The 21,725-nt window shown below is 65.6% G+C and carries 20 protein-coding genes; 12 read left to right on the forward strand and 8 right to left on the reverse strand.

Features of this window, described 5'->3' with window-relative positions:
* Positions 1 to 21 precede the first annotated feature (21 nt).
* Positions 22 to 1,113, reverse strand: coding sequence for an iron-siderophore ABC transporter substrate-binding protein (locus tag NXY83_RS19820; RefSeq protein WP_258803897.1), 1,092 nt, complete (start codon positions 1,111 to 1,113; stop codon positions 22 to 24).
* Positions 1,114 to 1,473: 360 nt separating this feature from the next.
* On the opposite strand from NXY83_RS19820, the gene NXY83_RS19825 reads away from it, so the two are divergent.
* Positions 1,474 to 1,968, forward strand: coding sequence for an FBP domain-containing protein (locus NXY83_RS19825; RefSeq protein WP_258803898.1), 495 nt, complete (start codon positions 1,474 to 1,476; stop codon positions 1,966 to 1,968).
* A gap of 73 nt (positions 1,969 to 2,041) precedes the next feature.
* Here NXY83_RS19825 and NXY83_RS19830 read toward each other — a convergent pair whose 3' ends face one another.
* From NXY83_RS19830 to NXY83_RS19850, 5 genes are all read right to left on the reverse strand, one after another.
* Positions 2,042 to 2,770 carry a hypothetical protein gene (locus NXY83_RS19830; RefSeq protein WP_258803899.1) on the reverse strand — a complete coding sequence of 243 codons (729 nt, stop codon included), beginning with the start codon at positions 2,768 to 2,770 and terminating at the stop codon, positions 2,042 to 2,044.
* Positions 2,771 to 2,826: 56 nt separating this feature from the next.
* A complete protein-coding gene (locus NXY83_RS19835; protein ID WP_258803900.1) occupies positions 2,827 to 3,510 on the reverse strand; it encodes a hypothetical protein in 684 nt (227 codons plus the stop codon).
* Between the two features lie 219 nt (positions 3,511 to 3,729).
* Entirely contained in the window at positions 3,730 to 7,191 is a 3,462-nt protein-coding gene (locus NXY83_RS19840) for an ATP-binding protein (protein WP_258803901.1), read from the reverse strand.
* Positions 7,188 to 7,991, reverse strand: a complete 804-nt coding sequence (locus NXY83_RS19845) for a DUF4194 domain-containing protein (protein ID WP_258803902.1) — start codon at positions 7,989 to 7,991, stop codon at positions 7,188 to 7,190. Before NXY83_RS19845 ends, NXY83_RS19840 begins: the two co-directional genes overlap by 4 nt.
* Positions 7,984 to 9,441, reverse strand: a complete 1,458-nt coding sequence (locus tag NXY83_RS19850; RefSeq protein ID WP_258803903.1) for a DUF3375 domain-containing protein — start codon at positions 9,439 to 9,441, stop codon at positions 7,984 to 7,986. Before NXY83_RS19850 ends, NXY83_RS19845 begins: the two co-directional genes overlap by 8 nt.
* 230 nt (positions 9,442 to 9,671) lie before the next feature.
* Here NXY83_RS19850 and NXY83_RS19855 point away from each other — a divergent pair, with 230 nt between their 5' ends.
* From NXY83_RS19855 to NXY83_RS19865, 3 genes are all read left to right on the forward strand, one after another.
* The gene (locus NXY83_RS19855) at positions 9,672 to 9,974 is read left to right on the forward strand and encodes a hypothetical protein (RefSeq protein WP_258803904.1); all 303 of its coding nucleotides are present in this window, start codon (positions 9,672 to 9,674) and stop codon (positions 9,972 to 9,974) included.
* Between the two features lie 62 nt (positions 9,975 to 10,036).
* Entirely contained in the window at positions 10,037 to 12,037 is a 2,001-nt protein-coding gene (locus tag NXY83_RS19860; RefSeq protein ID WP_258803905.1) for an acyl-CoA dehydrogenase family protein, read from the forward strand.
* 64 nt (positions 12,038 to 12,101) lie between these two features.
* Positions 12,102 to 12,926: a TIGR04086 family membrane protein gene (locus NXY83_RS19865; RefSeq protein ID WP_258803906.1), complete on the forward strand. Its 825-nt coding sequence runs from the start codon at positions 12,102 to 12,104 to the stop codon at positions 12,924 to 12,926.
* A 42-nt stretch (positions 12,927 to 12,968) separates the two neighbouring features.
* Here NXY83_RS19865 and NXY83_RS19870 read toward each other — a convergent pair whose 3' ends face one another.
* A complete protein-coding gene (locus tag NXY83_RS19870; RefSeq protein ID WP_258803907.1) occupies positions 12,969 to 13,367 on the reverse strand; it encodes a YchJ family protein in 399 nt (132 codons plus the stop codon).
* Between the two features lie 163 nt (positions 13,368 to 13,530).
* Here NXY83_RS19870 and NXY83_RS19875 point away from each other — a divergent pair, with 163 nt between their 5' ends.
* From NXY83_RS19875 to NXY83_RS19895, 5 genes are all read left to right on the forward strand, one after another.
* Positions 13,531 to 14,316, forward strand: a complete 786-nt coding sequence (locus NXY83_RS19875; RefSeq protein WP_258803908.1) for a hypothetical protein — start codon at positions 13,531 to 13,533, stop codon at positions 14,314 to 14,316.
* A 27-nt stretch (positions 14,317 to 14,343) separates the two neighbouring features.
* Entirely contained in the window at positions 14,344 to 15,348 is a 1,005-nt protein-coding gene (locus NXY83_RS19880) for an aldo/keto reductase family protein (protein ID WP_258803909.1), read from the forward strand.
* A gap of 67 nt (positions 15,349 to 15,415) precedes the next feature.
* Positions 15,416 to 16,213, forward strand: coding sequence for an SDR family oxidoreductase (locus tag NXY83_RS19885; RefSeq protein WP_397427611.1), 798 nt, complete (start codon positions 15,416 to 15,418; stop codon positions 16,211 to 16,213).
* A gap of 147 nt (positions 16,214 to 16,360) precedes the next feature.
* Positions 16,361 to 17,488: a sulfite oxidase gene (locus NXY83_RS19890; protein ID WP_258803911.1), complete on the forward strand. Its 1,128-nt coding sequence runs from the start codon at positions 16,361 to 16,363 to the stop codon at positions 17,486 to 17,488.
* A gap of 47 nt (positions 17,489 to 17,535) precedes the next feature.
* Positions 17,536 to 17,919 (forward strand): RNA-binding S4 domain-containing protein, encoded by a 384-nt coding sequence (locus tag NXY83_RS19895; RefSeq protein ID WP_258803912.1) that lies wholly within the window; start codon positions 17,536 to 17,538, stop codon positions 17,917 to 17,919.
* Between the two features lie 58 nt (positions 17,920 to 17,977).
* Here the strand turns inward: NXY83_RS19895 and NXY83_RS19900 are convergent, their stop codons facing one another.
* Positions 17,978 to 18,490: a hypothetical protein gene (locus tag NXY83_RS19900; RefSeq protein WP_258803913.1), complete on the reverse strand. Its 513-nt coding sequence runs from the start codon at positions 18,488 to 18,490 to the stop codon at positions 17,978 to 17,980.
* A gap of 98 nt (positions 18,491 to 18,588) precedes the next feature.
* On the opposite strand from NXY83_RS19900, the gene NXY83_RS19905 reads away from it, so the two are divergent.
* The 3 genes from NXY83_RS19905 to NXY83_RS19915 all read left to right on the forward strand — a co-directional run bounded on the left by NXY83_RS19905 (position 18,589) and on the right by NXY83_RS19915 (position 21,645).
* On the forward strand, positions 18,589 to 19,911 hold the full coding sequence (locus NXY83_RS19905) for an HNH endonuclease (RefSeq protein WP_397427537.1): 1,323 nt from the start codon (positions 18,589 to 18,591) through the stop codon (positions 19,909 to 19,911).
* A 171-nt stretch (positions 19,912 to 20,082) separates the two neighbouring features.
* Positions 20,083 to 20,700, forward strand: coding sequence for a uracil-DNA glycosylase (locus tag NXY83_RS19910; protein WP_258803914.1), 618 nt, complete (start codon positions 20,083 to 20,085; stop codon positions 20,698 to 20,700).
* Between the two features lie 9 nt (positions 20,701 to 20,709).
* Positions 20,710 to 21,645: a hypothetical protein gene (locus NXY83_RS19915; RefSeq protein WP_258803915.1), complete on the forward strand. Its 936-nt coding sequence runs from the start codon at positions 20,710 to 20,712 to the stop codon at positions 21,643 to 21,645.
* The last annotated feature ends 80 nt before the right edge of the window (positions 21,646 to 21,725 follow it).

The following is a 21,725-nucleotide window of genomic DNA, read 5'->3' on the forward strand; positions in this document are numbered from 1 at the left end:
TATGCCTGCTTCAACCGGGGATTACTTCACTGCATCCGCTGCGGTGGCCAACTGCGGCAGGAACGTGTCCAGCGACCAGGGCAGGCTGAGCGGTGAGGCGGCGGAGATGGACAGCGTCAGGGTGTTGTCCGAGTCGGCAACCAGGGCGCCGTTCTTGATGGCGGGGATCTGGCCGAGCAGCGGGTCGGCCTTGATGGCGTCGGCCGTGGAGGCGTCCGGAACCCAGGTCACGAAGACATCGGATTCGAGTTCGTTGGCCTTTTCCGCGGACCACGGGATGAAGAATTCCTTGGAGCCCTTGGAGCTGTCTTCAACCACGGGAGCGAGCTTCATGCCGATTTCGGAGAGGAAGCGGGGGCGGTTGTCATTGGCGGTGTAGACGTTGACGCCGTCACCCTTGGCGGGCTCGAGGTTGCCGTAGATGAAGCTCTTGCCATCAATCTGCGGGAACTCGGAGACCTTTTCCTTGATGGTGGCCTCGGTGTCCGAGATGAGCTTGGTGGCTTCGGCGTCCTTGCCGAGGGCCTTGCCGATGATTGAGGTGGAGTCCTGCCAGGAGGTTCCGTAAGCCAGCTCGGGGTGGGCCACTACGGGAGCGATCTCGCTGAGCTTCTTGTAGTCCTCTTCGGTCAGGCCGGAGTAGGCCGCGAGGATGACATCCGGGGTGAGCTTGGCGATCTCGGTGAAGTTGATGCCATCAGCTTCGGAGTACTGGACCGGGGCCTTGTCGGAGCCGAAGCCGGCGCCGAGCTCCTCGAGTGCTTCGTCCTTCCAGGGGGTGGAGCCCTGGTCGTTGCCGCCCCACTCGTTCTTGGGGACACCCACGGGCACTACGCCAAGGGCAATGGCGACGTCGTCATTGACCCATGAAACCGTGGCTACCCTGGCGGGCTGCTTTTCGATGGTGGTTTTGCCGAAGACATGCTCGATGGTGACGGGGAACTGGGAGCTGCTCGAGCTGGACGTGCCGGCGTCCGTGGTGGAGGACGCGGGGCCCGTGGAGCAGGCAGAGAGGGTGAGCGCCGCTGCGGCAAGAACGGCCGTGGCCTTGCCTGCTGATTTGAACAGCGTGCGGCGGGTGGCGCTGGGCCGGGAGAAAAGGGGGGAAGTCACGAAACTCCTTAGGTGAATGAAGCGAACCTAAGTAAGGCTAGCCTAGCCTCTCGTCCATTACGCAACGCTTTCGTAACTTATTTCCCAAGGTGACGAAGGCCACAGTAGTTGCGGGGTGTTTGTTTCTTGGACAGGCACCGTCTCTTTTGGCAGGATGGCACTGCCGGATCCCTGCGCGGATATGACGGCAAGCGGAGTAAAGAAACGGGAAACCAGGAGCAATGTGCACGCCGAACGCCCTCAGGGCTTTAGCTGCCGTGGAAAGCGGGGTGGCCGCCTTGGCCTGCTCCGCGGAGAACAGCTGAATCTCCATGCCCTTTTCCCCGCATCCCGGGGCTCCCATCTTTTGAAAGTTCAGCCATGCAATCAGTCACGCCCCAACAGATCCGATCTTCGTTCGTCAACGCGAGCCGCTCCGAGGCCGCCAAACTCAACCTGCCCAAAGACTTCGACTCCCTGGACTGGGACAGCCTGGACTTCCTGGGCTGGCGGGACGAAAAGATGCCACTCCGCGGGTACCTGGTGGTTCCCGGACCCCGGGAACTCACCGGCATCATGCTGCGGGCACCCGAAAGCGGTGCCCGCAAGAACCGTTCAGTGCTCTGTGAGCTTTGCCGGGACGTGTTTTCCAAAGAGGACGTGCTCCTCTGGGTAGCCAGGCGGGCCGGCCAGGCCGGGCGCGACGGCAACACCGTGGGCACCTTGATTTGTGCCGATTTCCTCTGCTGCGGCAATGTCCGCAAGGAACCGCCGGCCAACGAGATCAACCCGGATCCGGCCGCCGTCGTCCTGCGCCAGATCGAGGGCCTCAAGGACCGAACCGCCCAGTTTCTGGGCCGGGTCAAGGGGAAGTAGCCGCCCCAGGCCTGCCTCCGGGCAGGAGGAAGCCCTCCCCCACGTTGCGGAGGAGGGCTTCCATGCCTGACGGTCAGCGGTAGGAGAAGCTCATGAGCACGGACTTCAGGGCACGGCCCTCATCACTCCAGTACCAGGCCTGCGCTGCCTCATCACCTTCAAACCGCGGTTCAGTGAACAGCACATCTGCGGTCAAAATGCGGTCGCCGATCCTAACGAGGCCGTATTGCACCTGCCCGTCCGGCGAGACGGGCGATCCTGGCGTCAGTCCCATCCGGTAATGCGTAACGCCATCAGCGCGATCAATAAAGAACGACGAACTGGGCGTCGGGACAGAAGCACCGATCAGTCCCCGTACCGGATCCGTCTCGATGACGGTCCTGGAGACGTTGCCGGCCGTGACGTCACCAACCTGGCTGTAATAGATGTTGATCTGCTCGGTTCCGCCGGCATCGTAGACGGTCGCCGTCTCCACTGCGGGGGACGCTGACACCTGCTCGTGTTTCACGCGCCAGCCCGCCGGATAAGCAAACGACAGGCGGCCGTCTGCGAACGTGAAGGCTTCCGGCCCCTGGGGCACAGGGGAGGAGGTGGCTGCGGGAACGACGGATGCAGGCGGGCTGGCAACCGCGGGCGTCCGTCTGGAAGTGGCGGCGGGCTCACTTGCCGAGGCCGACGGGAGCGCGGCGGCTGTAGTTGTGCCACTGTTTCCCGCCGAGGTGTTGGACATACAGCCAGTCACGGCGAGCGCGGCTGATACGGTCACCGAGAGCAGGAAGATCGCACGTCGTGTCGAACGCATGGAAGTACCTTTCAAGAAAATCCCCTGGGTCATTTGTCGGTTAGCGGTAGGATCGGTTAGCGGTAGGAGAAGCTCATCAGCACCGCCTTCAAAGCTTGGCCTTCCTCTCCCCAATACCAGGCTTTCGCCTCCCCATCATTGGCGAACGGCTGGCCCGTGAACACCACGTCCGCAGTCAAAACGCGGTCGCCGAGCATGATGAGCCCGTCTTGCACCTTCCCGTCCGGCGAGACGGGCAGTCCTGCAGTAAGCCCCATCCGGTAATTTGCAGCGCCATCGCTGCGATCAACAAAGAACGACGAATGGGGCGTTGGAACAGAATGCCCCCGCAGCCCCGGTACCGGGTCCGTTTCCAGTACGGTCCGGTCGGCATTGCTGGCCACGACGTCGGCAATTTCGCCGGTGTAGATGGTGATTTTCGCCTGGCTGGTGGGATCGGACACCGTTGCAGTGCCCACGAACGGCGAGGCAGATGCCTCGAAGAGCTCCGCGTGCCAGCCTTTCGGGTACTGGAACGAAAGCCGGCCGTCCGGAAAAGTGAACGTCACCAGGCTCTCAGCGCTGAAACCAGGCCGGGCCGGCTGCTTTCCTGCCGCCGTTGTGCCTGGCGATTCGGCCGTGGGAGCGGGGCTTGCGGACGCAGGGGCTGTTGCCCCGGGGGCCTGGGAACCGGCGCTCTCCAACGAGGTATCAGCCGCACACCCCGCGAGGGTGAGGGCTGCAACGGCCGTGAGCGCCATGTAGGTGGTAGCGGTGTGCTGGGCGCATTTGTAGTGCCTTTCAAGCGAAGGCCGTCAAACCCGTGAAGGCGTCAGATGCAGGACCCAGCGTTCCACAACTGCCCGCCGCTGGATGAAGGCGAGTGTTCGATGCCAACCAGCATGGCACCGCGGCGACACCCTTCAACAGCTCCGAGACAATATATCCATCGATTTGTTATAGAGCCCCTCCGTTGGTAACTAGCGCAAAACGATGTCCACCGGGTTGGCTTCGGACCGCCATGCTCCTTCTTCTCCGGGGCGCGGACGGATGACGGGTGCGGTGAGGATGCCGGAGCGGTTGGTGCGCCTGTCCCGGAGGATCTCGGTGACCGAGCCAAGGTGCCGGGACAGGTCAATCACGTTCTCCGGTGCGGCGAGCAGCAGCTGGAAGCCGAATTCGTGGAGCGCCTTGATGCCGGCTCCGGCGAATTCCTCGGAAGCCAGTACGAAGGCTTCATCCATCATCACCGTGCCGTAGGTGGTGAAGCCCTGGTCGGCGATGCCCAGCTGGTAGCTCAGGGCGGCGGCCATGATGAACGCCGTGAAGCGCTGCCGCTCGCCGCCGGACATTGACCCGGTGTCCGCGTGCATAAACACCTCGGACTTCTTCGCCCCGCGGGGACCCACCACTTCGCGGTGTTCCTTGCACTGGATGAACAGGTGCCCGCGGACGTCCAGCACCTCGGCCCGCCAGCGTCGGTCCTCCGGGGCCTGGGAGCCAAGCCGCTTGACCAGGGCTTCGAGTGACTTGTAGCGGGCGGTGAGCTCGGCGTCGTCGTCCCGTTCCGGAGCGGAGCGGTCCTTGCCGGCCTCGGACCTGGCGGGCCGGGAGTGGCGTGCCTTGAGGGCGTTCTGGACGGCGTCCTTGAACTGCTTGGCAGTAGGCGGCAGGGTCTGCTTGATGTCCAGTTCGAGGAAGCTGCCCTCGTGGAAGTTGACCTGCGAGAGGATCCCGTTCAGCGGCAGGATCCGGCTGGTGATGGAGCGCCGTTCCTCATCAAGCAGGTGCAGCAGCGTGCTGAAGGACTCGTGCGTGCGCTGGTTGAAGAACTGCCGGAACTCTGCCTCCTGGGCGGGCAGACCGTCGCTGACGATTGCGTGATAGCGACTTTCGAACTCGCTGGCAGCGCCAATGGTGGTGCCGTGGTCAGCCGAGATGGCACTCCCCCATTCCCGGACGAAGCCCTCGAAAATCCTGGTCAGCCGCTCGGCGGTGGCCTGTCCGCGGGACTCCGCCTCGTGCAGTTCGCCCAGGAGTACCGTCCGCACCCGGTTGGCCAGGTTGTCCAGCTCATGCATCTCCGTCACGTCGCCGAAGTCCGTGAAGTACGGATCCAGCGCGGCTATGGTGGCGTCCGACGGCGGCGCCTGGGCGAGGCGCTCACGTGCACTTTCCAGCAGGGAATCGGCAGTGGTCAGTTGCCTGTCCAGCGCCTTGTATTCGCTCTGCAGGACGGCGGCGGCCTCGGTGCTGGACTGGTGCTTCTGCCGCACCTGCTCGATGGTGGCGCGCAGCGGTTCCAGATCAGCCTGCGCGGCCAACGCGTCCTTGAGCCGCTGCTCGATCCGGGCCAGTTCTTCCGCAGCAACCGCCGCGGACACCTGCCCCCAGGAGCGCTCGTCCTCCGCAATGCGCTGGAGGGCGTCGAGTTGCCGGCTCATGCCCTGGTGCGAGTCCTCGCGGCTCTGGGCCAGTTCCGCCGCCTTGGCGACCTCCTGGCGGAGGTCCTCCACCTGGCCGGCCACGAGTTCCAGCTTGGCAGCGTTGTCGAACCCCAGGACGTAATCCTGGCGGCTGGTGAAGCGGTCGTCCTTCTCCACCGTGTGGCGGTTGCGCTTGACCACTCCGCCCAGGCTGAGACCCTTGTCCAGCACGGCAAGTTCGTCCGGGTCCTCCACGCAGGGGTAGGCAAAGTCGAGGGCAATCCGCTCGCGGACCCATGATCCGGGCTCAGCAGCCGCACCCGTGGCGAGGATGTCCAGTTTGGTGAGCAGGTCGCCGTCGCGCGCGTCCTCGACGGCCAGCGCCCCGCCCGCCAGGGGCTTCGACACATCCACCGCCCGAAGCGCACCGCGGACATTATGGTCATTCAAGTACCGGGTGACGGCAGCAAAATGCTCGCCGGGGACCAGGAGGGTGGTGGCCAGGTTGCGGAGGGCGCGTTCTGCGGCGGGCCGCCAGCGCTCCTCTCCCTCTGCCAAATCCATGAGTTCACCCGCGAACGGCATCCGGTCCTCGGGAATGCCTGTGGCGGCAGCGATCGCGGCCCGATTTTCAATGCTCGACGGCGGCAGCAGGGATTTGCGCGTCTTCAGGGACACGAGCTCCTGCTCGGCAGCTGCAAGCTCGCGCTTCCTGGTCGCGTGGGCATCAAACGCCTCGAACCGCAGCTCCTGCAACGCCTGCGAATCGTCCTTCAGTTCGGCGGAACGCGCGGCCGCCTGCTCGTGCGCCTGCTCCCACCCCCCAGCCGTCCACTCAAGCTGCAGTCCGGCATCGGCGAGTGCCTGCTGCGCCGCCTCCTCCACCTGCTGGCGGAGCTTCAGCCCCACCCGTGCGTTCTCCAGCGACTGCTCGATCGCGGAAATCGCGTTGCCGCCCTGGCTGTTGTAATCGGTCTCCAGCTGGCGCAGCTCCCTTGCCAGGCCGTCGCGGACTGAACGCTCAGCGCCCAGCTCCCTTGCCTTTGCCTGGGCCAGTTCCTTGAAGCGGGCCAGCGTTTTCTGGTGGACCGTCACGGCCAACCGCTGCCGGTAGGCCTCAAATTCCCCGCCGGCCAGCTCGCGGAGCCGGTTCGCGTCCAGGAGCGACTGCGCGTACTCCCGGTTCAGTCCGGGAACCGGAGCAAGCTGGTCGCGCTGCTGCCGGACGTCCTCCAGCCGTTGCCGGATGGACATCAGGTTGCTGAACTCCTCCACCACGTCATCGGCGGCGGCAAGCGTTGCCGGGGCGTCCAGGACCTGGTCACGGAAAAACGTGTTGACGCTGCCGCCCAGCCCCTTGCCCGCCTGGATAACGCGCAGGAGCGGAAGGGCCTGGTCCGAGTTGATCCCCAGCAGGCGGCGGAACCGCTCCGCGAAGGCCTTATGGACATCGAACACCTGCGCGTGCGGGAAGATCGTCTCCAGGGCAGCCTTGGTGAATCGCTTGTCCGCGATGCCCTCAACGGCTGCCAGGTCCAGGGGCGTGCTGTCGATCAGGTAGAAGCGCCCAACGCTCGATTCCGTACCGTTCTTCGGCAAATCGAACAGGGCCGAAACGGTCACCTTGGTGCCGGCGGCGTTATCGAAAGTCAGGGCGACGGCAGACCAGGTGGCACCCGGCCGCTGGAAGGCACTTGCGGAGCCCTCGCCCACAGCCTTGTCGCCCACCTTGCCGCGCATGTACGTGAACGTGGTCCGCTTGTCCTCAACAGCACCACCCGACCGCTGCGCAGCCGCTTCATTCGACCTCGGCCGGGCATCGAAAACCCGCAGCATCGCGTCGAACAACGTGGACTTGCCGACGCCCGAGTTGCCCGTCAGCAGCGTTCCGTTGCGGTCCACGTGCATCGTGTGCGCCCCATGGAACGTTCCCCAGTTGACCACCTGCACCAACGAAAGCCGCATCTGGCCCGGGTTCGTGACTTCTCCGATCGGGAGCATGCTGGCGATACTCACTTGGCGCTCTCTTCCGTGGCCGTGGCTGGGTACGATGACGGTGCTGCCGCCCCCGGGGAATCCGCACCATCCTCGTCCGGCGCGTCGCCGTCGAGCTCTATCAGCGCTTCTGTGCCGGTTGGGTCCGCCGAAGCGGCCACCAGGGCCTCTATATGCGCCGGGATGTCGCCGATGTTTTCGAAGGGCAGTGCCAGGGGCAGGGCGTTGGAGATGGTGTAGACGTCATCCAGTCCGGTGGGCAGGAGGAGTTGGCGGGCCAGGAGTTTGGTGATGGCCCGGGTGACCACGTCGGAGTCGCGGAGCGCGTCCTGTTGGCCGGCCGGCTGGTAGTGGGTCACCAGGTCGGCGATTTCCTCGCGGGTGATGGTGGGGTCGGTCTGGGCGGTGACGTGCCGGTCCAGGAGCAGGCGCAGCCGGAGCAGCACAATGGTCTCCACCCGGCTAAGGGCACGCTGCTGCCGAAGGATGCTGGAACGCGCACTGCCGCCGATGGCGTCGGGATCGACGGGGCGCAGGACGGCGATCTTCCGTTCGTGATCCAGCTGCATGGCGAGGAAGAGCTCGGAGAGACGGCTCCGCAGGATCACCTGGTTGTCCAGCAGCACCGTCCAGAGCTTCTCGTCGCGGCCGCCGTCGATGTAGGGGCCTTTGAGGAGCTTCACCAGCGCCTGCCTGACCTTCATGGACAGCACTCCCGTGTCGCCCGGGAACAGGGCGGCGCCGTCGATGAAAGTGTCCCGCGGGCTGACACCCCCGGTGAAGGGTCGCTCCGCGCCGGTAGCGTTCGTAACGTCAGTCATCAGAATCCTTTGTAAGCGTGACCACCGGCAGGTAGGCCCTGCGTGCTGTTCCGTCAATCTGTTCAAACTCCAGGCCGTCCCAGGCTTCCCGGTTGAAGTCCGCCCCGGCGTGCAGGGCGTGCGAGAGGAGTGCGCGGATGGTGTTGATGTGCTGCTCCCCGGGCGGCAGCTGTTGCCACGCCTCGGCAAGCGTTGTGGCTCCGGCCATCGCGGACCGGATGACCTCGGGTTTAGCCTTGCCGGTCCTCGGCGAGCGCACCCGGTCGGAGTCGCTGAAGGCGATGGGGTCCGCGAGTTTCGGCGGGGCCGCAAATTCGTCGGGGTCGAAGAGCTTCACCATGGAGAGAGACTCGAAACCCGCGTTGTAGAGCACCGGGCCGGGAACCAGGCCGGGCCGGTCGCGCTCGTACGGGAGGGAGCGGATGGCCTGCTCCGCTTCGCGCAGGACCTGCCGGAGCCGGACTGACTGGCGGAAGTCGTCGCTCTGGACGTACGTGTTGAGGCTTTCGCTGAGCTTGCCGTAGATGCGCTGGATCTGGCTGTGCTGCTGGCGCAGTTCGGCCACCAGGTTCTTCAGGGTCTCCCGGTCCTCGGTAGACAGGTCGTCCGCGAACTGCCGGCTGAGGACCTCCCCTATCGCGGACCGGAACCTCACTTGCTGCTGCGGATCCTCCAGGAAGGCGGTGAACGAGCGGAAGGTCCTGCCCTCAGGGCTCTGGCGGAGCCGCTTATCGGCTTCCAGCACCTGGGCCATGGTGGCGCCCTTGGTCAGCGACTCCTCGATGATCTGGTTGCGGAGCCCGCCCACCAGCTCCTCGATCCGGTCACGCATCTTCTTGTAGTCCGCGGGAAGGCTGGCCGCCAGGTCAAGGATGTTTCCGGCGGCTTCCACGGCTTCGTCGTCGTCCAGCAGGCCGTCGAACCCGCCGCTGCTGATGTCCTGGATCAGCAGCTGCCGCTCTTCGATCTCCTCTTCCAGGGATTCCAGCCGGGCGCTTTGGTCCGGGTTGGTTTCATTGGCGAGCTTTTCCACATCCCCCAGCAGGGTGCCGAGGCGGGACCCATTGAGGGTGGAGCGCTCACTGGAAAGGCTGTCGAGGAAGGCGAGCACCCGGGCCGCAGGTTCGGTGACCTCGTAAACGATCTGGCCGGACTGGTTCCGGCGGGTCAGGAACTGCCGGCGCGTCCACTCGTCGCCGAACGCCTTTCCGTTGGCGCCGCCACCCAGCCCGGGGTCCTGCCGGCGCAGCTCCTCAAGGAAGGAGTCGACGTCGGCGTGGAATTCCTCCAGCGGCAGCTGCGGCCGGGTGCGGGTAAAGGAAGCCTGCAGCACCGCGATCACCCAGGGAGCCGAGCGCGTCAGTGCCCAGGCAGGTCCTTTGGTAAGGAGTTCGAGGTCCCGGAGCCGGGCGCTGATGGCGTCAGCGGATGACCTGGCGGAGCGGGGCACACACTCTCCTTGGGCTGTTTTCGGGGTCGGGGCGGCGGCGGGGACGGAAAACCGCCAACTACAAGGTTAACGCAGGCGGCCGCGACCGCTCCGTGACCTACTTCGCCGTAGGGTTTCGATCCCATATCAAGAGCCGTTTTCGGCTGTTGCGGCTCTGGCTGGCCGCGCAGGGGTGCCCCTACGCTTCTGCTACTGGTCTTCATCAAAGCAACGTCGCAGCAGGGGGATACATGCAGTTCGATCTAAGCACGCTCGAAACCAGCACTTTGGTCTTTATTGGAACGCTGGTGTTCGCCTTCATCCTGGCAGCGTTCGTCCTGGCGGCAGGGCTGGTTGCCTTGGTGCTGCTGGGCGCGGGGAAGCTGACGTGGGCAGTGGTGGCAACTACGCTCCTGGCGGTTGTCCACGGGATCAACGCAGGGTGGGACCGGCTGGTGCGTCGCGCTTCGACTGCCGATGTAGCCGGGGATTTTCAAGGCCAGGGATCCCCTAGCACCGGAACTTACCCACGGGTAATATTGAGAGACAGCTGAAGGGTTCTCCAACCCGGCGGATCCATGGCTACACCGGCCGCATCCGGCCAAGGAGATATCCCATGACCTCCGCAACTGATTCCCCGTCCACAGATGCTCCGGCCACCGAGACCCCTGTTCCCGCAGGCAAAATTGGATCCGGTGTCACGGCTGACGAAGCCCGCGCCGTTGCAGAAGCGGCGCGTGAATCCGGCTGGGAGCGCCCAAGCTTCGCCAAAGGCCTTTACCTGGGCAACTTTGACCTCAGCCTGGTTCACCCGTGGCCCACCCCAAACCCTGATTCCGTGGAACGCGGCGAAGTGTTCATGGCCCGCCTCACGGAGTTCGCCCGGACGATGGACGGGCGCGTTATCGAACGCGAGGCGAAGATCCCGGACGAGTACCTCCGTGGCCTGGCCGATCTCGGCGTGTTTGGGATGAAGATTCCCGAGGAATACGGCGGGCTGGGGCTCTCGCTGGTGTACTACGGCAGGGCCCTGGCCCTGCTGGGCAGCGTCCACCCGAGCCTGGGTGCCCTCCTGTCCGCGCACCAGTCCATTGGCGTGCCCGAGCCGGTCAAGGTTTTCGGCACTCCGGAGCAGAAACGCGAGTACCTGCCGCGCTGTGCGGGTGGCGCCGTCACCGCGTTCCTCCTCACCGAGCCGGACGTGGGAAGCGACCCCGCCCGGATGGGCAGCACAGCAACACCAACAGACGACGGCGAGGCGTACCTCCTGGACGGCGTGAAGCTTTGGACCACGAACGGCGTGATCGCCGAACTGGTGGTGGTGATGGCAGTGGTGCCGGCCCATACGGGCGCGGACGGAACGCTGCACAAGGGCGGCATCAGCGCCTTCGTGGTGGAAATGGATTCGCCGGGCATCACCGTGGAGAACCGGAACGCCTTCATGGGCCTGCGCGGCATCGAGAACGGGGTCACCCGTTTTCACCAGGTCCGCGTGCCGGCAGCCAACCGGCTGGGCCGCGAAGGCCAGGGGCTGAAGATTGCGCTGACTACCCTCAATACGGGCCGGCTTTCCATTCCGGCGCTGTGCGTCGCCTCCGGCCGCTGGAGCCTTAAGATAGCCCGCGAATGGTCGAACGCCCGTACCCAGTGGGGCAGGCCGGTGGGTGAGCATGAGGCCGTGGGCAAGAAAATCGCCTTCATCGCCGCCTCCGCGTTTGCCCTTGACGCCGTCTTCGAACTCTCCGCCGAACTTGCCGACGCCGGCCAGAAGGACGTGCGCATCGAGGCTGCCCTGGCCAAGCTGTGGGCAACGGAGATCAGTTGCCGGATTGCGGATGAACTGGTCCAGATCCGTGGCGGGCGCGGATTCGAGACCGCGGATTCGTTGGCGGCGAGGGGAGAGCGGGCGGTCCCGGCGGAGCAGCAGCTGCGGGACCTGCGCATCAACAGGATTTTCGAGGGCTCCTCCGAGATCATGCGCCTCCTGATCGCCCGCGAGGCCGTGGACGCGCACCTGGCCGCCGCGGGCGACCTCGCGTCCCTGGATGCAAGCCTGTCCGACAAAGCGAAGGCCGCCGTCGGGGCCTCGGGCTTCTACGCCAGGTGGCTGCCCAAGCTCGTGGCGGGCGCCGGCATGGATCCGCGCTCCTACAGCGAGTTCGGCCGGCTGGCCAAACAGCTGCGTTTCGTGGAGCGATCTTCGCGGCGCCTGGCCCGGCAGACCTTCTATGGCATGGGCCGCTGGCAGGCGAAGCTTGAGCGGAAGCAGGCGTTCCTGGGGCGCGTGGTGGACATTGGCGCCGAACTGTTTGCCATGACGGCCTGCTGCTCCCGCGCTGAAATGCTCCTGAACACGGCGACGGAGCGGGCAGCGAGCGCCTACGAGCTTGCCGAAGCGTACTGCGAGCAGGCCCGGGTGCGCGTGGACGAATACTTCGACCAGCTTTGGCGGAACACGGACGACGGCGACCAGGGGCTCACGCGCAGGGTCCTCGCCGGCGAGTACACCTGGCTGGAGGAGGGTGTCCTGGACCCGTCCGAAGGGACCGGACCGTGGATCGCCGACGCTTCCCCCGGCCCCTCCCAAAAGGACAATCTGCACCGCAAGTACAGGTAAAACTGCAGGTCACAAAATAGTAAGCACGCTTGCTATCCCTCTGGGTCGATGGTTGAGTTGAACCATGAGCAGCTCAACGGACCCAGAGAACCTGCCCCCACGGCGCGCCCGGGAGGACGACAACCGGAGCGGAAGCTACCGTGCCGGGGACTCGGACAGCCAGAATACGCGCGCCTTCGACCAGGTGCCGGCAACGGACGCGGACCGGGGCTCCAACTATTCGGACCGGCCGGCAGCCTACGCTGAGCGGGACTACGCCCCTGCGGCTGCCGCCCCGGCACCCGCCGCAAACCCCAACGTCACTGACCGGCAGACCGCCGTCGCCAGGGAAAAGGAACAGTTCGGTGGCATCAAGGTGGGCTCGGCCTTCTTCGGCTGGCTGACGGCCACGGGCATGGCCGTCCTGCTGACCGCCTTCGTGGCTGCCGCCGGGACCGCGGTAGGCCTTGCCAGCAACACCGACGTCAACGAAGCAGTAAACCAGGCGGCCCAGAACCAGGGGACGGTAGGCCTGGTGGGCATCATCGTCCTGCTGGTCATTCTCTTCCTCTCCTACTACTGCGGCGGCTACGTGGCCGGGCGCATGGCACGCTTCAACGGCGCCAAGCAGGGCCTGATGGTATGGATTTGGGCCCTCATCGCCGCGGTCGTGGTTGCCATCCTCGGGCTAGTGGCCGGCCAGCAGTTCAACGTGCTGGCCAACCTCAACAGCTTCCCCCGCATCCCCGTCAACGAGGGCCAGTTGACCACCACCAGCATCATCGCCGCCGTCGTGGTGGCCGCTGTTGCCCTGGTGGGCGCCGTCCTCGGCGGGCTCGCGGGAATGAGGTTCCACCGCAAAGTCGACAAGGCCGGGTTCACCCCGGACGACGCGTACGACGACGAGTAACCCGGTGGGCGAGCAGTGGCTTCTTCAGCCCGGTCCCGCTTTTCAGGCGAGGACATCCCCATCGATGTAGTACCAGCGGCGGTCCTGCCGCACGAACCGGCTCACCTCATGGTGGATGCCCCGCTCGCCGCCCTGCCGGAAGTACGCCTTGAACTCGACGGTCCCCTCGGAGTCCAGGGGGCCGCCCCGGCTGGTGGACACGATGTCCAGCCGCCGCCATCCGATGCCGGGATCAGGTTCGATGTCGGCCGGCGCGTTGTCTGGATGCCACGTCCGCCGGAGGTAGCCGGCATCCAGCAGGACAAACGCGCTGTAGCGGGAACGCATGAGCTGTTCGGCGGTGGCCGCGTCCGACGCGCCGGAATGGAACCGCCCGCAGCACTGCGCGTACTGCTCCCCGGACAGGCAGACGCAATTGTCCTGCCCCGCAATTTTTGTCATACCGGGATGGTGTCATATCCGGTAACAGCTTCGATACAACCACGGACCCGCCGTTGCCTGCGGCGGCATGGCCCGGCAATAATCCGTAAGGTGTAAAAGGAGTTGTTGCCCCGGCAAACCGGTGCAAGCGCCGGAGCCGCTGCCGGCGGAGAGGAGAGATGACGTGGAAAACCCGGATACGCTCATCCTCAACCTGACCTTCCTGGGCACCGTGGGTGTCGCATTCCTGATGTTTTTCATCCTCTTCCTGCTGGGGGTGATCACCCTGGTGCTTGCCGGCGTCGGCCGCCTGGCCGCCGTCGTCCTGATGGGCCTGTTCGGCGGGCGCTCCCGGAAGGAATCCCTCCCCCTGGTGCAGCTGTATGGGACGCGGCTTCAGGAACGAAAAGACGCCTCCGACGGCGGCGCTGCCGCGGCTTCCCCTTCCGGCCCGGCACGGGCAGGTCTCCTGTCCAGGGCCTTGCCCGGGGCTGGCGGGAGGCAACCGCGTGGCTGGCGTACCGCATTGAAGCCGGCACACCTGAAGTCGGCGCTGCGCACCGCCGTCGTACAGCATCCGGCACTGACCGCTGCGGGCCGCGAACCGCCCGTCCTGGCGGAGGACTGGGCCTCAGCCGTTGCCGAGGCGGACGCCCGTGCAATGGCCCGGGCACGTGCGGCGGCACCGGAGATCAAACTTTCCGTGCGGGACCTGCCGGATCCACACGTGCCGGCCGAGCAGGTGGCGGAGGTGGCCCCCCTGGTGGAGTCCGCGCTGGACAACCACCACCCCCACAGCGAGGTGCCGCGGTCATTCAAGAAACCCCAGCACCCCGAACCGCTCGCACCGCTCGACACCGGATCGCTCGTGTCGCTGTCCGGCCCCGAAATGCTCAAGGGTTCAGCGCCGGCGCAGAAAAGCTCAGCCTCTGTGGGTGCTCCTGAGAAGGGCAGACAGCCCTTACCCTGAGCAACCATCTGGGCTAGCGTGAAACCCATGGAATTCAGATACCTCGGAAACAGCGGTTTCAAAGTCTCGGAAATTACGTTCGGCAACTGGCTCACCCACGGCTCGCAGGTGGAAAACGACGTTGCCACCCAGTGCGTGCGGGCAGCCCTCGACGCCGGTATCAGCACCTTCGACACCGCGGACGTTTACGCCAACACAGCAGCGGAAACAGTCCTCGGCGAAGCACTGAAGGGCGAGCGCCGCGAATCCCTCGAGATTTTCACCAAGGTTTATGGGCCTACGGGTCCCAAGGGCAAGAACGACCTGGGCCTGTCCCGCAAGCACATCATGGAGTCCATCAACGGCTCGCTGCGCCGGCTGCAGACCGACTACGTGGACCTCTATCAGGCCCACCGCTACGACTTCGAGACGCCGCTGGAAGAGACCATGCAGGCGTTCGCGGACATTGTCCGGCAGGGGAAGGCACTGTACATCGGCGTCAGCGAATGGACAGCCGGGCAGCTCCGCGAAGGCCACGCGCTGTCCAAGGAGCTCGGTTTCCAGCTCATCTCCAACCAGCCCCAGTACTCCATGCTGTGGCGCGTCATCGAGGCTGAGGTTGTGCCGGCGTCGGAAGAGCTGGGTGTGTCCCAGATTGTCTGGTCGCCCATGGCCCAGGGCGTCCTCAGCGGCAAGTACCTTCCCGGCCAGCCCGCACCCGAAGGCAGCCGCGCCACGGATGAAAAGGGCGGGGCAAAAATGATCGAACGCTGGATGCGCGACGACGTCCTGGCCGGAGTGCAGGAACTGAAGCCCATCGCGGAGGAAGCCGGCCTCTCCATGCCCCAGCTGGCCGTGGCGTGGGTGCTGCAGAACCCGAATGTCGCCTCGGCCATCGTGGGCGCCTCCCGTCCGGAGCAGATCGCCGACAGCGTGGCAGCTGCAGGGGTGAAGCTGGAGCCGGAGGTCATGAAGAGGATCGACGAAGCCATCGGCTCCCTGGCTGAGCGTGACCCTGCACAGACCAAGTCGCCGCCCAAGCGGGAAGCGTAGGCCCTTGACCAACGCTTCGGACCTGCCCTTGCTGGCCGTTACGGGATCCACCGGCGGCCTGGGCGGAATGGTGGCCCGGCAGTTTGCCCAGGCCGGTTCCGCCCAGCGCCTGCTGGTGCGCGACGCCGCACGCGCCCCCGACCTGGAGAACGCGGCCTCCGTGGTGTGCACCTACTCCGACACTGAAGCAGCGTGCCGGGCCCTTGAGGGCGCCAAAGTGCTGTTTATGGTGTCCGCCGCGGAAACTGAGGACCGGGTCGAGCAGCATTACGCCTTCGTGGACGCCGCCGCCGCGGCCGGAGTGGAGCACCTGGTCTACACGTCGTTCTACGGGGCGGCGCCGGACGCCACCTTCACGCTTGCCCGGGACCACTACGCCACGGAAGAGCGCATCCGGGCGTCCGGCATGGACTACACGTTCCTGCGGGACAACTTCTACCTTGACTTCCTGCCGCGCCTGGCCGGGGAGGACGGTGTGATCCGCGGTCCTGCCGGCGACGGCGCCTTTTCCGGCGTTGCCCGTGAAGACATAGCCCGCTGCGCCCTGGCAGTACTCCGCGACCCTGCCATCCAGAAAGGGAAGACCTACAACCTGACCGGCCCGGAGGAACTCACCCTGTCACGGGCTGCCGAGGTACTCACGGAACGAACAGGCCGCACCGTCCGCTACCAGCAGGAGACGGTGGATGAGGCCTATGCCTCACGGGCATCGTACGGCGCACCGCAGTGGCAGCTGGACGCGTGGGTCAGCACCTACCTTGCAATGGCGTCGGGCGAGATGGCGGGAGTGTCCCTTGACGTCCATGGGCTGACCGGCCAGGATCCCATCAGCCTGGCGGAGTTCCTGACGCGCCCGGTTCTGTAGCCGTCCCGGTGGGGCAGGAGTCGACGGGGCCCGATGTTGAAGGCCGGGGTGTTGAAGGCGGGGCGTTGACGCGCCGCCGGGGCGGGCGTAGACCTGTGGCAAGGCATACTCCGCCCAGCCGAACCCGCCGAACAGAAACGCACCGCCATGACGCAGATCCACGACAACCTGCAGTCCACCCCTCCAACCGGAGAGCCGGGGGTACCGGCCGCAGTCGCGGCCGGCCCCACCGCTGGTCCCCTCACCCCGGAGGAGCTCCAGCTTTCAGCCCGAAACCACTCAATGCCGCTGGAGGCGCTGCGCCGGGACGTCACTCCCCCGGGGCTCCACTACATCCTCACCCACTTCGACATTCCGGATATTGACGTCGGGTCCTGGCACCTCCGGATCAGCGGAGCCGTGGAGCGGGCGCTGGAATTGAGCATGGCCGCGCTTCGCAAGGACCCTGCCATCACCGTGCCTGTCACCTTGGAGTGCGCCGGCAATGGCCGGTCGCTCCTTTCGCCACGGCCAATGAGCCAGCCGTGGGTCCTTGAAGGAGTGGGCACCGCCCACTGGACCGGTGTTCCCCTCGCCTACCTCCTCGGAAAGGCGGGGGTACTGCAGAACGCTGTGGAAGTGGTCTTCACCGGCATCGATGCGGGAGTGCAGGGCGGCGTCCCCCACCATTACGCGCGGAGCCTGCCGATCCGGGAAGCGCTGCGTGCCGACGTCGTACTTGCCTACAAAATGAACGGCACCGAACTGCCGCCCCAGCACGGTTACCCGCTGCGCCTGGTGGTCCCCGGCTGGTACGGCATGGCCAGCGTGAAGTGGCTGCAGTCCATAGAGGTGGTGACCGCTCCTTTCGCCGGCTACCAGCAGCAGGTCGCCTACCGCTTCCAGCAATCGGCGGACGACGCCGGCACACCGGTTTCCCGGATCAGGGTACGTTCGCTGATGGTCCCTCCAGGCGTCCCGGACTTCTTCACCCGGAAACGGATTCTGAACCCGGGGCCGGTACTGCTGCAGGGCAGGGCTTGGTCCGGTGAGGGCGCGGTGAGCGGTGTTGAGGTGGGCATCGACGGCACTTGGTTGCCCGCCCAGTTGGACAAGCCGGCCGGCGGATTCGCCTGGCGCAAGTGGGCCCTCCCATGGGTGGCGGACCCGGGCGAGCACGTCCTGTCCTGCAGGGCCACGGATGCCACCGGCGCCACCCAGCCGCTGAAACAGAACTGGAACTACCAGGGGATGGGCAACAACGTGGTTCAGCGCGTCAGCGTGACGGTCGAATGAGCTTGCGCTGAAGACCGACAGGCCCCGGGCTATACTCGGTGCCAGCCATGACCAGCCTTCCTTCCTCCCCCGCCAGCGTCCGTATCGATGCGTGGCTGTGGGCCATCCGCGTCTACAAGACCCGCTCCGCGGCGACGGCCGCCTGCCGCGCGGGACACGTCCGCCTGAACGGCAACCCGTCCAAGGCCTCTGCCACCCTGGTGACCGGCGATACCGTAACCGTTCGGATGCCAGGCTATGAGCGCATCCTTGAGGTGCGCCGGCTCATCGCCAAGCGTGTAGGCGCCGAAGCCGCCTCCCACTGTTTCACAGACCACACCCCGCCGCGGCCCATCGCGCCGGCACTGGGCCTGCCGCAGCGGGACAGGGGCGCCGGCCGGCCCACCAAGAAGGACCGGCGCGAGATGGAACGCCTCCGCGGGCCTGCATAGCGGACTGGCCGGTTCTTATGGCGAGGCACTTCCTGCCCTTGGTTGCTTCCTCTGAGCGTCAGCTGCCGGCCTTGGCCCGGGCCTGGACGAGGTTGGCGAACGGCAGCTTTCCGAACTCCTTCACGAAGGCTTCGTGGTAATCCGCTTCTGCCTGATTCAGTTGTCCTGCCGGAAGTTCCTTCCAGGCGATTGCCAGGTTGTCCGCGTCTGCAAGCTGCCAGACCAGGCGGCCGTCCCAATGTCCCGGCGGCTTTCCCTGCCCGAAGTCCAGGAATTCCTGGATCTGGCGGCGGAGGCCCCGGTTGCCTTTGCTGCCCGGGCCCGCCTTCCCGACATAGAGGACGACGGCATCGTCCACCCATTCTGTTGCCAGGGCTGGCTCCGGCAGGCTGGGGTCCTTCTTCTTGAAGACACCCGCGGTGCTCTTCTTCAGGAAGCGCGGCTGGAAGTCTTCGGGGCGGACGACTGCGAAGAGACCTGTTCCCTGCGGGACCCTCATGGTGTCGAGGTCGCGGATGGGCCGGAAGCCTGCGAAGCCCTCGGCCTTCAGGCCCTTCCTGGTGAACTGCATATCTCATTGAACAGCATGCCTGCTTATTGCGCGGTGCCGTTTTCCACATACAGCTTCCAGCAGCGGCTTTTGTCAGAACCGGCTGGAAGACTTTGGTTATGGAAGCGGTGGGGTCGTTGGCAGCGGTAGTGGCGGGGCGCGGTGGTGTCCTGTCGGTTGCCAAGGCCGGAAGGATTGTGGCTTCTCTTCCTGTCCCTCCTGATGGTGCGGGGATGATTGGGCAGTTGCGGGAGCTTGAGGATTTGAAGTCTGCCGCAGCTGCCAAGCAGGCGCAGATCGCTGTGGCCTTTGACCTGTCCCAGCGCCGGGCCCAGGCTGCGGCGGGGGTTCCTGCCGCTGAGCTGGGCGCCGGGGTCGGTGCTCAGGTCGCGTTGGCGAGGCGTGAGTCCCCGGCCCGCGGCGGCCGGCTCCTGGGCCTGGCGAAGGCGTTGGTGACGGAGATGCCGCGGACGCTGGCGGCCCTGGGGTCCGGGCAGCTGAACGAGTGGCGGGCCACGCTCCTGGTGAAGGAGACAGCCTGCCTGTCCCTGGATGACCGGTGCGCGGTGGATGAGGAGATCGCCGCCCACGCCGCCCTGACCCGGCACGCCGACACCCTCCGCTCCACCGGCGATGAACGGACAAGGGGCCAGATCATGGCCGATTCCCTGGTCGGACGCCTCACCGGAACCCCGGCCGGGATCACCGGCATCGAGATCCAGCTCGTCATGACCGACCGCACCCTCCTCCAGGGCGACAGCGAACCCGCCCGGCTTCCCGGCTACGGCACCGTCCCGGCCCAATGGGCACGGGAAGCAGTTCTGAACGGGTCAACGGGCGCCGGCAAGCCCTCACGTCCAGCTAAGGCACGGACTTGGGCTGGGGATGCGGAAAGCGGACCCACCGCTGCCGATCCCGCTGCCGGTGTCCCTGGTGCTCCTGATCAAGGCGGGCTGTCCGTCTGGTTGCGCCGGCTCTACACCGCCCCCGGCACCGGCGAACTCGTCGCAATGGACTCAAAAGCCAGGATCTTCCCGCCCGGGCTCCGCCGGTTCCTCCAGATCCGGGACGACACCTGCCGCACCCCCTACTGCGACGCACCGATCCGGCACCACGACCACATCATCCCCTGGCACACCAACGGCCCAACCACCGCCAGCAACGGCCAAGGACTCTGCGAAGCCTGCAACCACACCAAAGAAAACCCCGGCTGGTTTGCAAAGCCTCTCCCCGGGGTCCGGCACACGGTCGAAACCCGAACCCCCACCGGCCACACCTACCACTCCACCGCAGCCCTACTGCCTGGGACCGTGCTGACCACGGCTCCCCAAGGTGGCTCGTCGGTGACGGATGCGGACCGGTCCGCCCGCCGTCGTCGTGCTCACAGCCATCGCACCAGGGCACTTAAACGGGCCCACTTCCGGCAACCTGTGATGGCCTGAGGACAAGTTGCATCTGCATGTGTGACCAGCCCTGCCTTGACCACCGCTTACATGCGCAAACGGGACAGCGGATGCTCTTCCGCTGAAATTCCTCTGCCCACCCTTCCGGCCGGAAGCGTAGAGTGGCCTAAGACGCCTGATTCTGGACGCCTTGCTGCTGAGGGAGAGATCGTGACGATTGATTGGGACGAAAAAAAGGCCCTGCTACAGGAACCGAACATCGCGAAGGTGACCCAGCTTTGCGATGAACTGATGGAAAAGAAGCCGGGTTCCACCGTCCCCTATATCGACCCCGTGCATGACGAGGACGAATGCCGGATTGTCAGCCTGCAGGTCAGCCCGGGAAAGGGTACCGAGTCCGGCTTTGTCTCCCATTACAACGATGACGAGGCCGCCCGCCGCGCCACGCAGATCTACGAACTTGCTGAACTCGATCCCCGCTATGTCATGCCCTGGCACGCCTACCCGTGGGTCCGCGACGCGGGCAGTCCATCAGCGTTGAGCGTTCAGGAAAAGACTGATGGACTTCGCCCGTTCCGTCAGTTCCTGAAGATCAATTCGCGCGTTTCGGCGATCATCGCCCACGGCACTGACGCCTCCACCTTCCTCACACTCTTTGAGAAGACGTACCACTCGTCCCTGAAGAACAGTGGCATCAAGATCTACAAGGCCACCGCGCTCGGCGGGCGGGCGTTCGCCGTCTCTGAGGCCAAGCAGGAGGAACTCCTGCTCAAGAACGTGGAGACGTACAAGGACGCCATGCAGCGGGCAGGAATCCAGCACCTCTGATATCCGCAAATGCAGAACCGGCTTGACTGGCTGCTCGACTCCGACCCTGCCATCCGTTGGCAGGTGCTGCGCGACCTTAGCGATGCTTCTCCCGATGAGGTCCTGAAAGAGCGGAAGCGTGTCGCAACCCAGGGCTGGGGCGCCCGGCTGCTTGGCCTGCAGGGAGCAGACGGACAGTGGGACGGCGGCACGTATTGGCCGGCCTACGACGACGATCCCGACGGCCAGCCCTGGACTGCCACCACTTACAGCCTGCTCCTCCTGCGCGACTTCGGACTGCTTCCCGACAGCCCGGAAGCCCAACACGCGGTCTCCCTGGTGCGGGAGAACAGCCACTGGGAGGAAGGCAACCAGCTCTTCTTCCAAGGTGAAGTTGAGCCCTGCATCAACGGCATGACCGTGGCGCTTGGAGCATACTTCGGTGAGGACGTGGATAGCGTAGTCGAGCGCCTCACCCGCGAACAGCTGGCCGACGGCGGCTGGAACTGTGAGGCCGGGCGGGGCTCCACGCGTTCTTCGTTCCACAGCACGATTTGTGTCCTGGACGGGCTGTTGGAGTTTGAACTGGCCACCGGCGGAACTCCACTGTCCCGGGCTGCGCGAAAAACCGCGGAAGAGTACCTGCTGGAGCGCGGGTTGCTGAGGCGGAAATCAAACGGCGGGATGATCAGCGGGGACTGGCTGCGCTTCTCCTACCCCACCCGCTGGTTTTACGACGTCCTCCGGGGCCTGGACTATTTCCGGGCAACAGGAGCTGCTCCGGACCTGCGCATGGCTGAAGCGGTGGAAATAGTCCGCTCAAAGCAGCAGCCGGACGGAACGTGGCTGCTGGAGAACACCCATCCCGGAAAAGTCCACTTCCCGCTGGAGGATGGAGACGGGCAGCCCAGCCGGTGGAACACGCTGCGCGCTCTCCGGGTTCTGCGCTGGCATGAAGGCTCTTAAGCTGCGCCGTTATCCCTATTACCAGAACCCTAAGGCGAGCCCAAGGTCGAATTTTTGGCGCACTTGACATAGGTTGGTGC

This window comes from Pseudarthrobacter sp. NS4, from assembly GCF_024758005.1.
Classification (GTDB): domain Bacteria; phylum Actinomycetota; class Actinomycetes; order Actinomycetales; family Micrococcaceae; genus Arthrobacter.

Bases quoted from the DNA above. Each gene is read 5' to 3' on its own strand.
- NXY83_RS19885 (WP_397427611.1), top strand. From the start codon at position 15,416: ATGGTGGCCCGGCAGTTTGCCCAGGCCGGTTCCGCCCAGCGCCTGCTG.
- NXY83_RS19895 (WP_258803912.1), top strand. From the start codon at position 17,536: ATGACCAGCCTTCCTTCCTCCCCCGCCAGCGTCCGTATCGATGCGTGG.
- NXY83_RS19880 (WP_258803909.1), top strand. From the start codon at position 14,344: ATGGAATTCAGATACCTCGGAAACAGCGGTTTCAAAGTCTCGGAAATT.
- NXY83_RS19865 (WP_258803906.1), top strand. From the start codon at position 12,102: ATGAGCAGCTCAACGGACCCAGAGAACCTGCCCCCACGGCGCGCCCGG.
- NXY83_RS19900 (WP_258803913.1), bottom strand. From the start codon at position 18,490: ATGCAGTTCACCAGGAAGGGCCTGAAGGCCGAGGGCTTCGCAGGCTTC.
- NXY83_RS19905 (WP_397427537.1), top strand. From the start codon at position 18,589: ATGGAAGCGGTGGGGTCGTTGGCAGCGGTAGTGGCGGGGCGCGGTGGT.
- NXY83_RS19890 (WP_258803911.1), top strand. From the start codon at position 16,361: ATGACGCAGATCCACGACAACCTGCAGTCCACCCCTCCAACCGGAGAG.
- NXY83_RS19830 (WP_258803899.1), bottom strand. From the start codon at position 2,770: ATGCGTTCGACACGACGTGCGATCTTCCTGCTCTCGGTGACCGTATCA.
- NXY83_RS19860 (WP_258803905.1), top strand. From the start codon at position 10,037: ATGACCTCCGCAACTGATTCCCCGTCCACAGATGCTCCGGCCACCGAG.
- NXY83_RS19845 (WP_258803902.1), bottom strand. From the start codon at position 7,991: ATGACTGACGTTACGAACGCTACCGGCGCGGAGCGACCCTTCACCGGG.
- NXY83_RS19825 (WP_258803898.1), top strand. From the start codon at position 1,474: ATGCAATCAGTCACGCCCCAACAGATCCGATCTTCGTTCGTCAACGCG.
- NXY83_RS19855 (WP_258803904.1), top strand. From the start codon at position 9,672: ATGCAGTTCGATCTAAGCACGCTCGAAACCAGCACTTTGGTCTTTATT.
- NXY83_RS19870 (WP_258803907.1), bottom strand. From the start codon at position 13,367: ATGACAAAAATTGCGGGGCAGGACAATTGCGTCTGCCTGTCCGGGGAG.
- NXY83_RS19835 (WP_258803900.1), bottom strand. From the start codon at position 3,510: ATGGCGCTCACGGCCGTTGCAGCCCTCACCCTCGCGGGGTGTGCGGCT.
- NXY83_RS19915 (WP_258803915.1), top strand. From the start codon at position 20,710: ATGCAGAACCGGCTTGACTGGCTGCTCGACTCCGACCCTGCCATCCGT.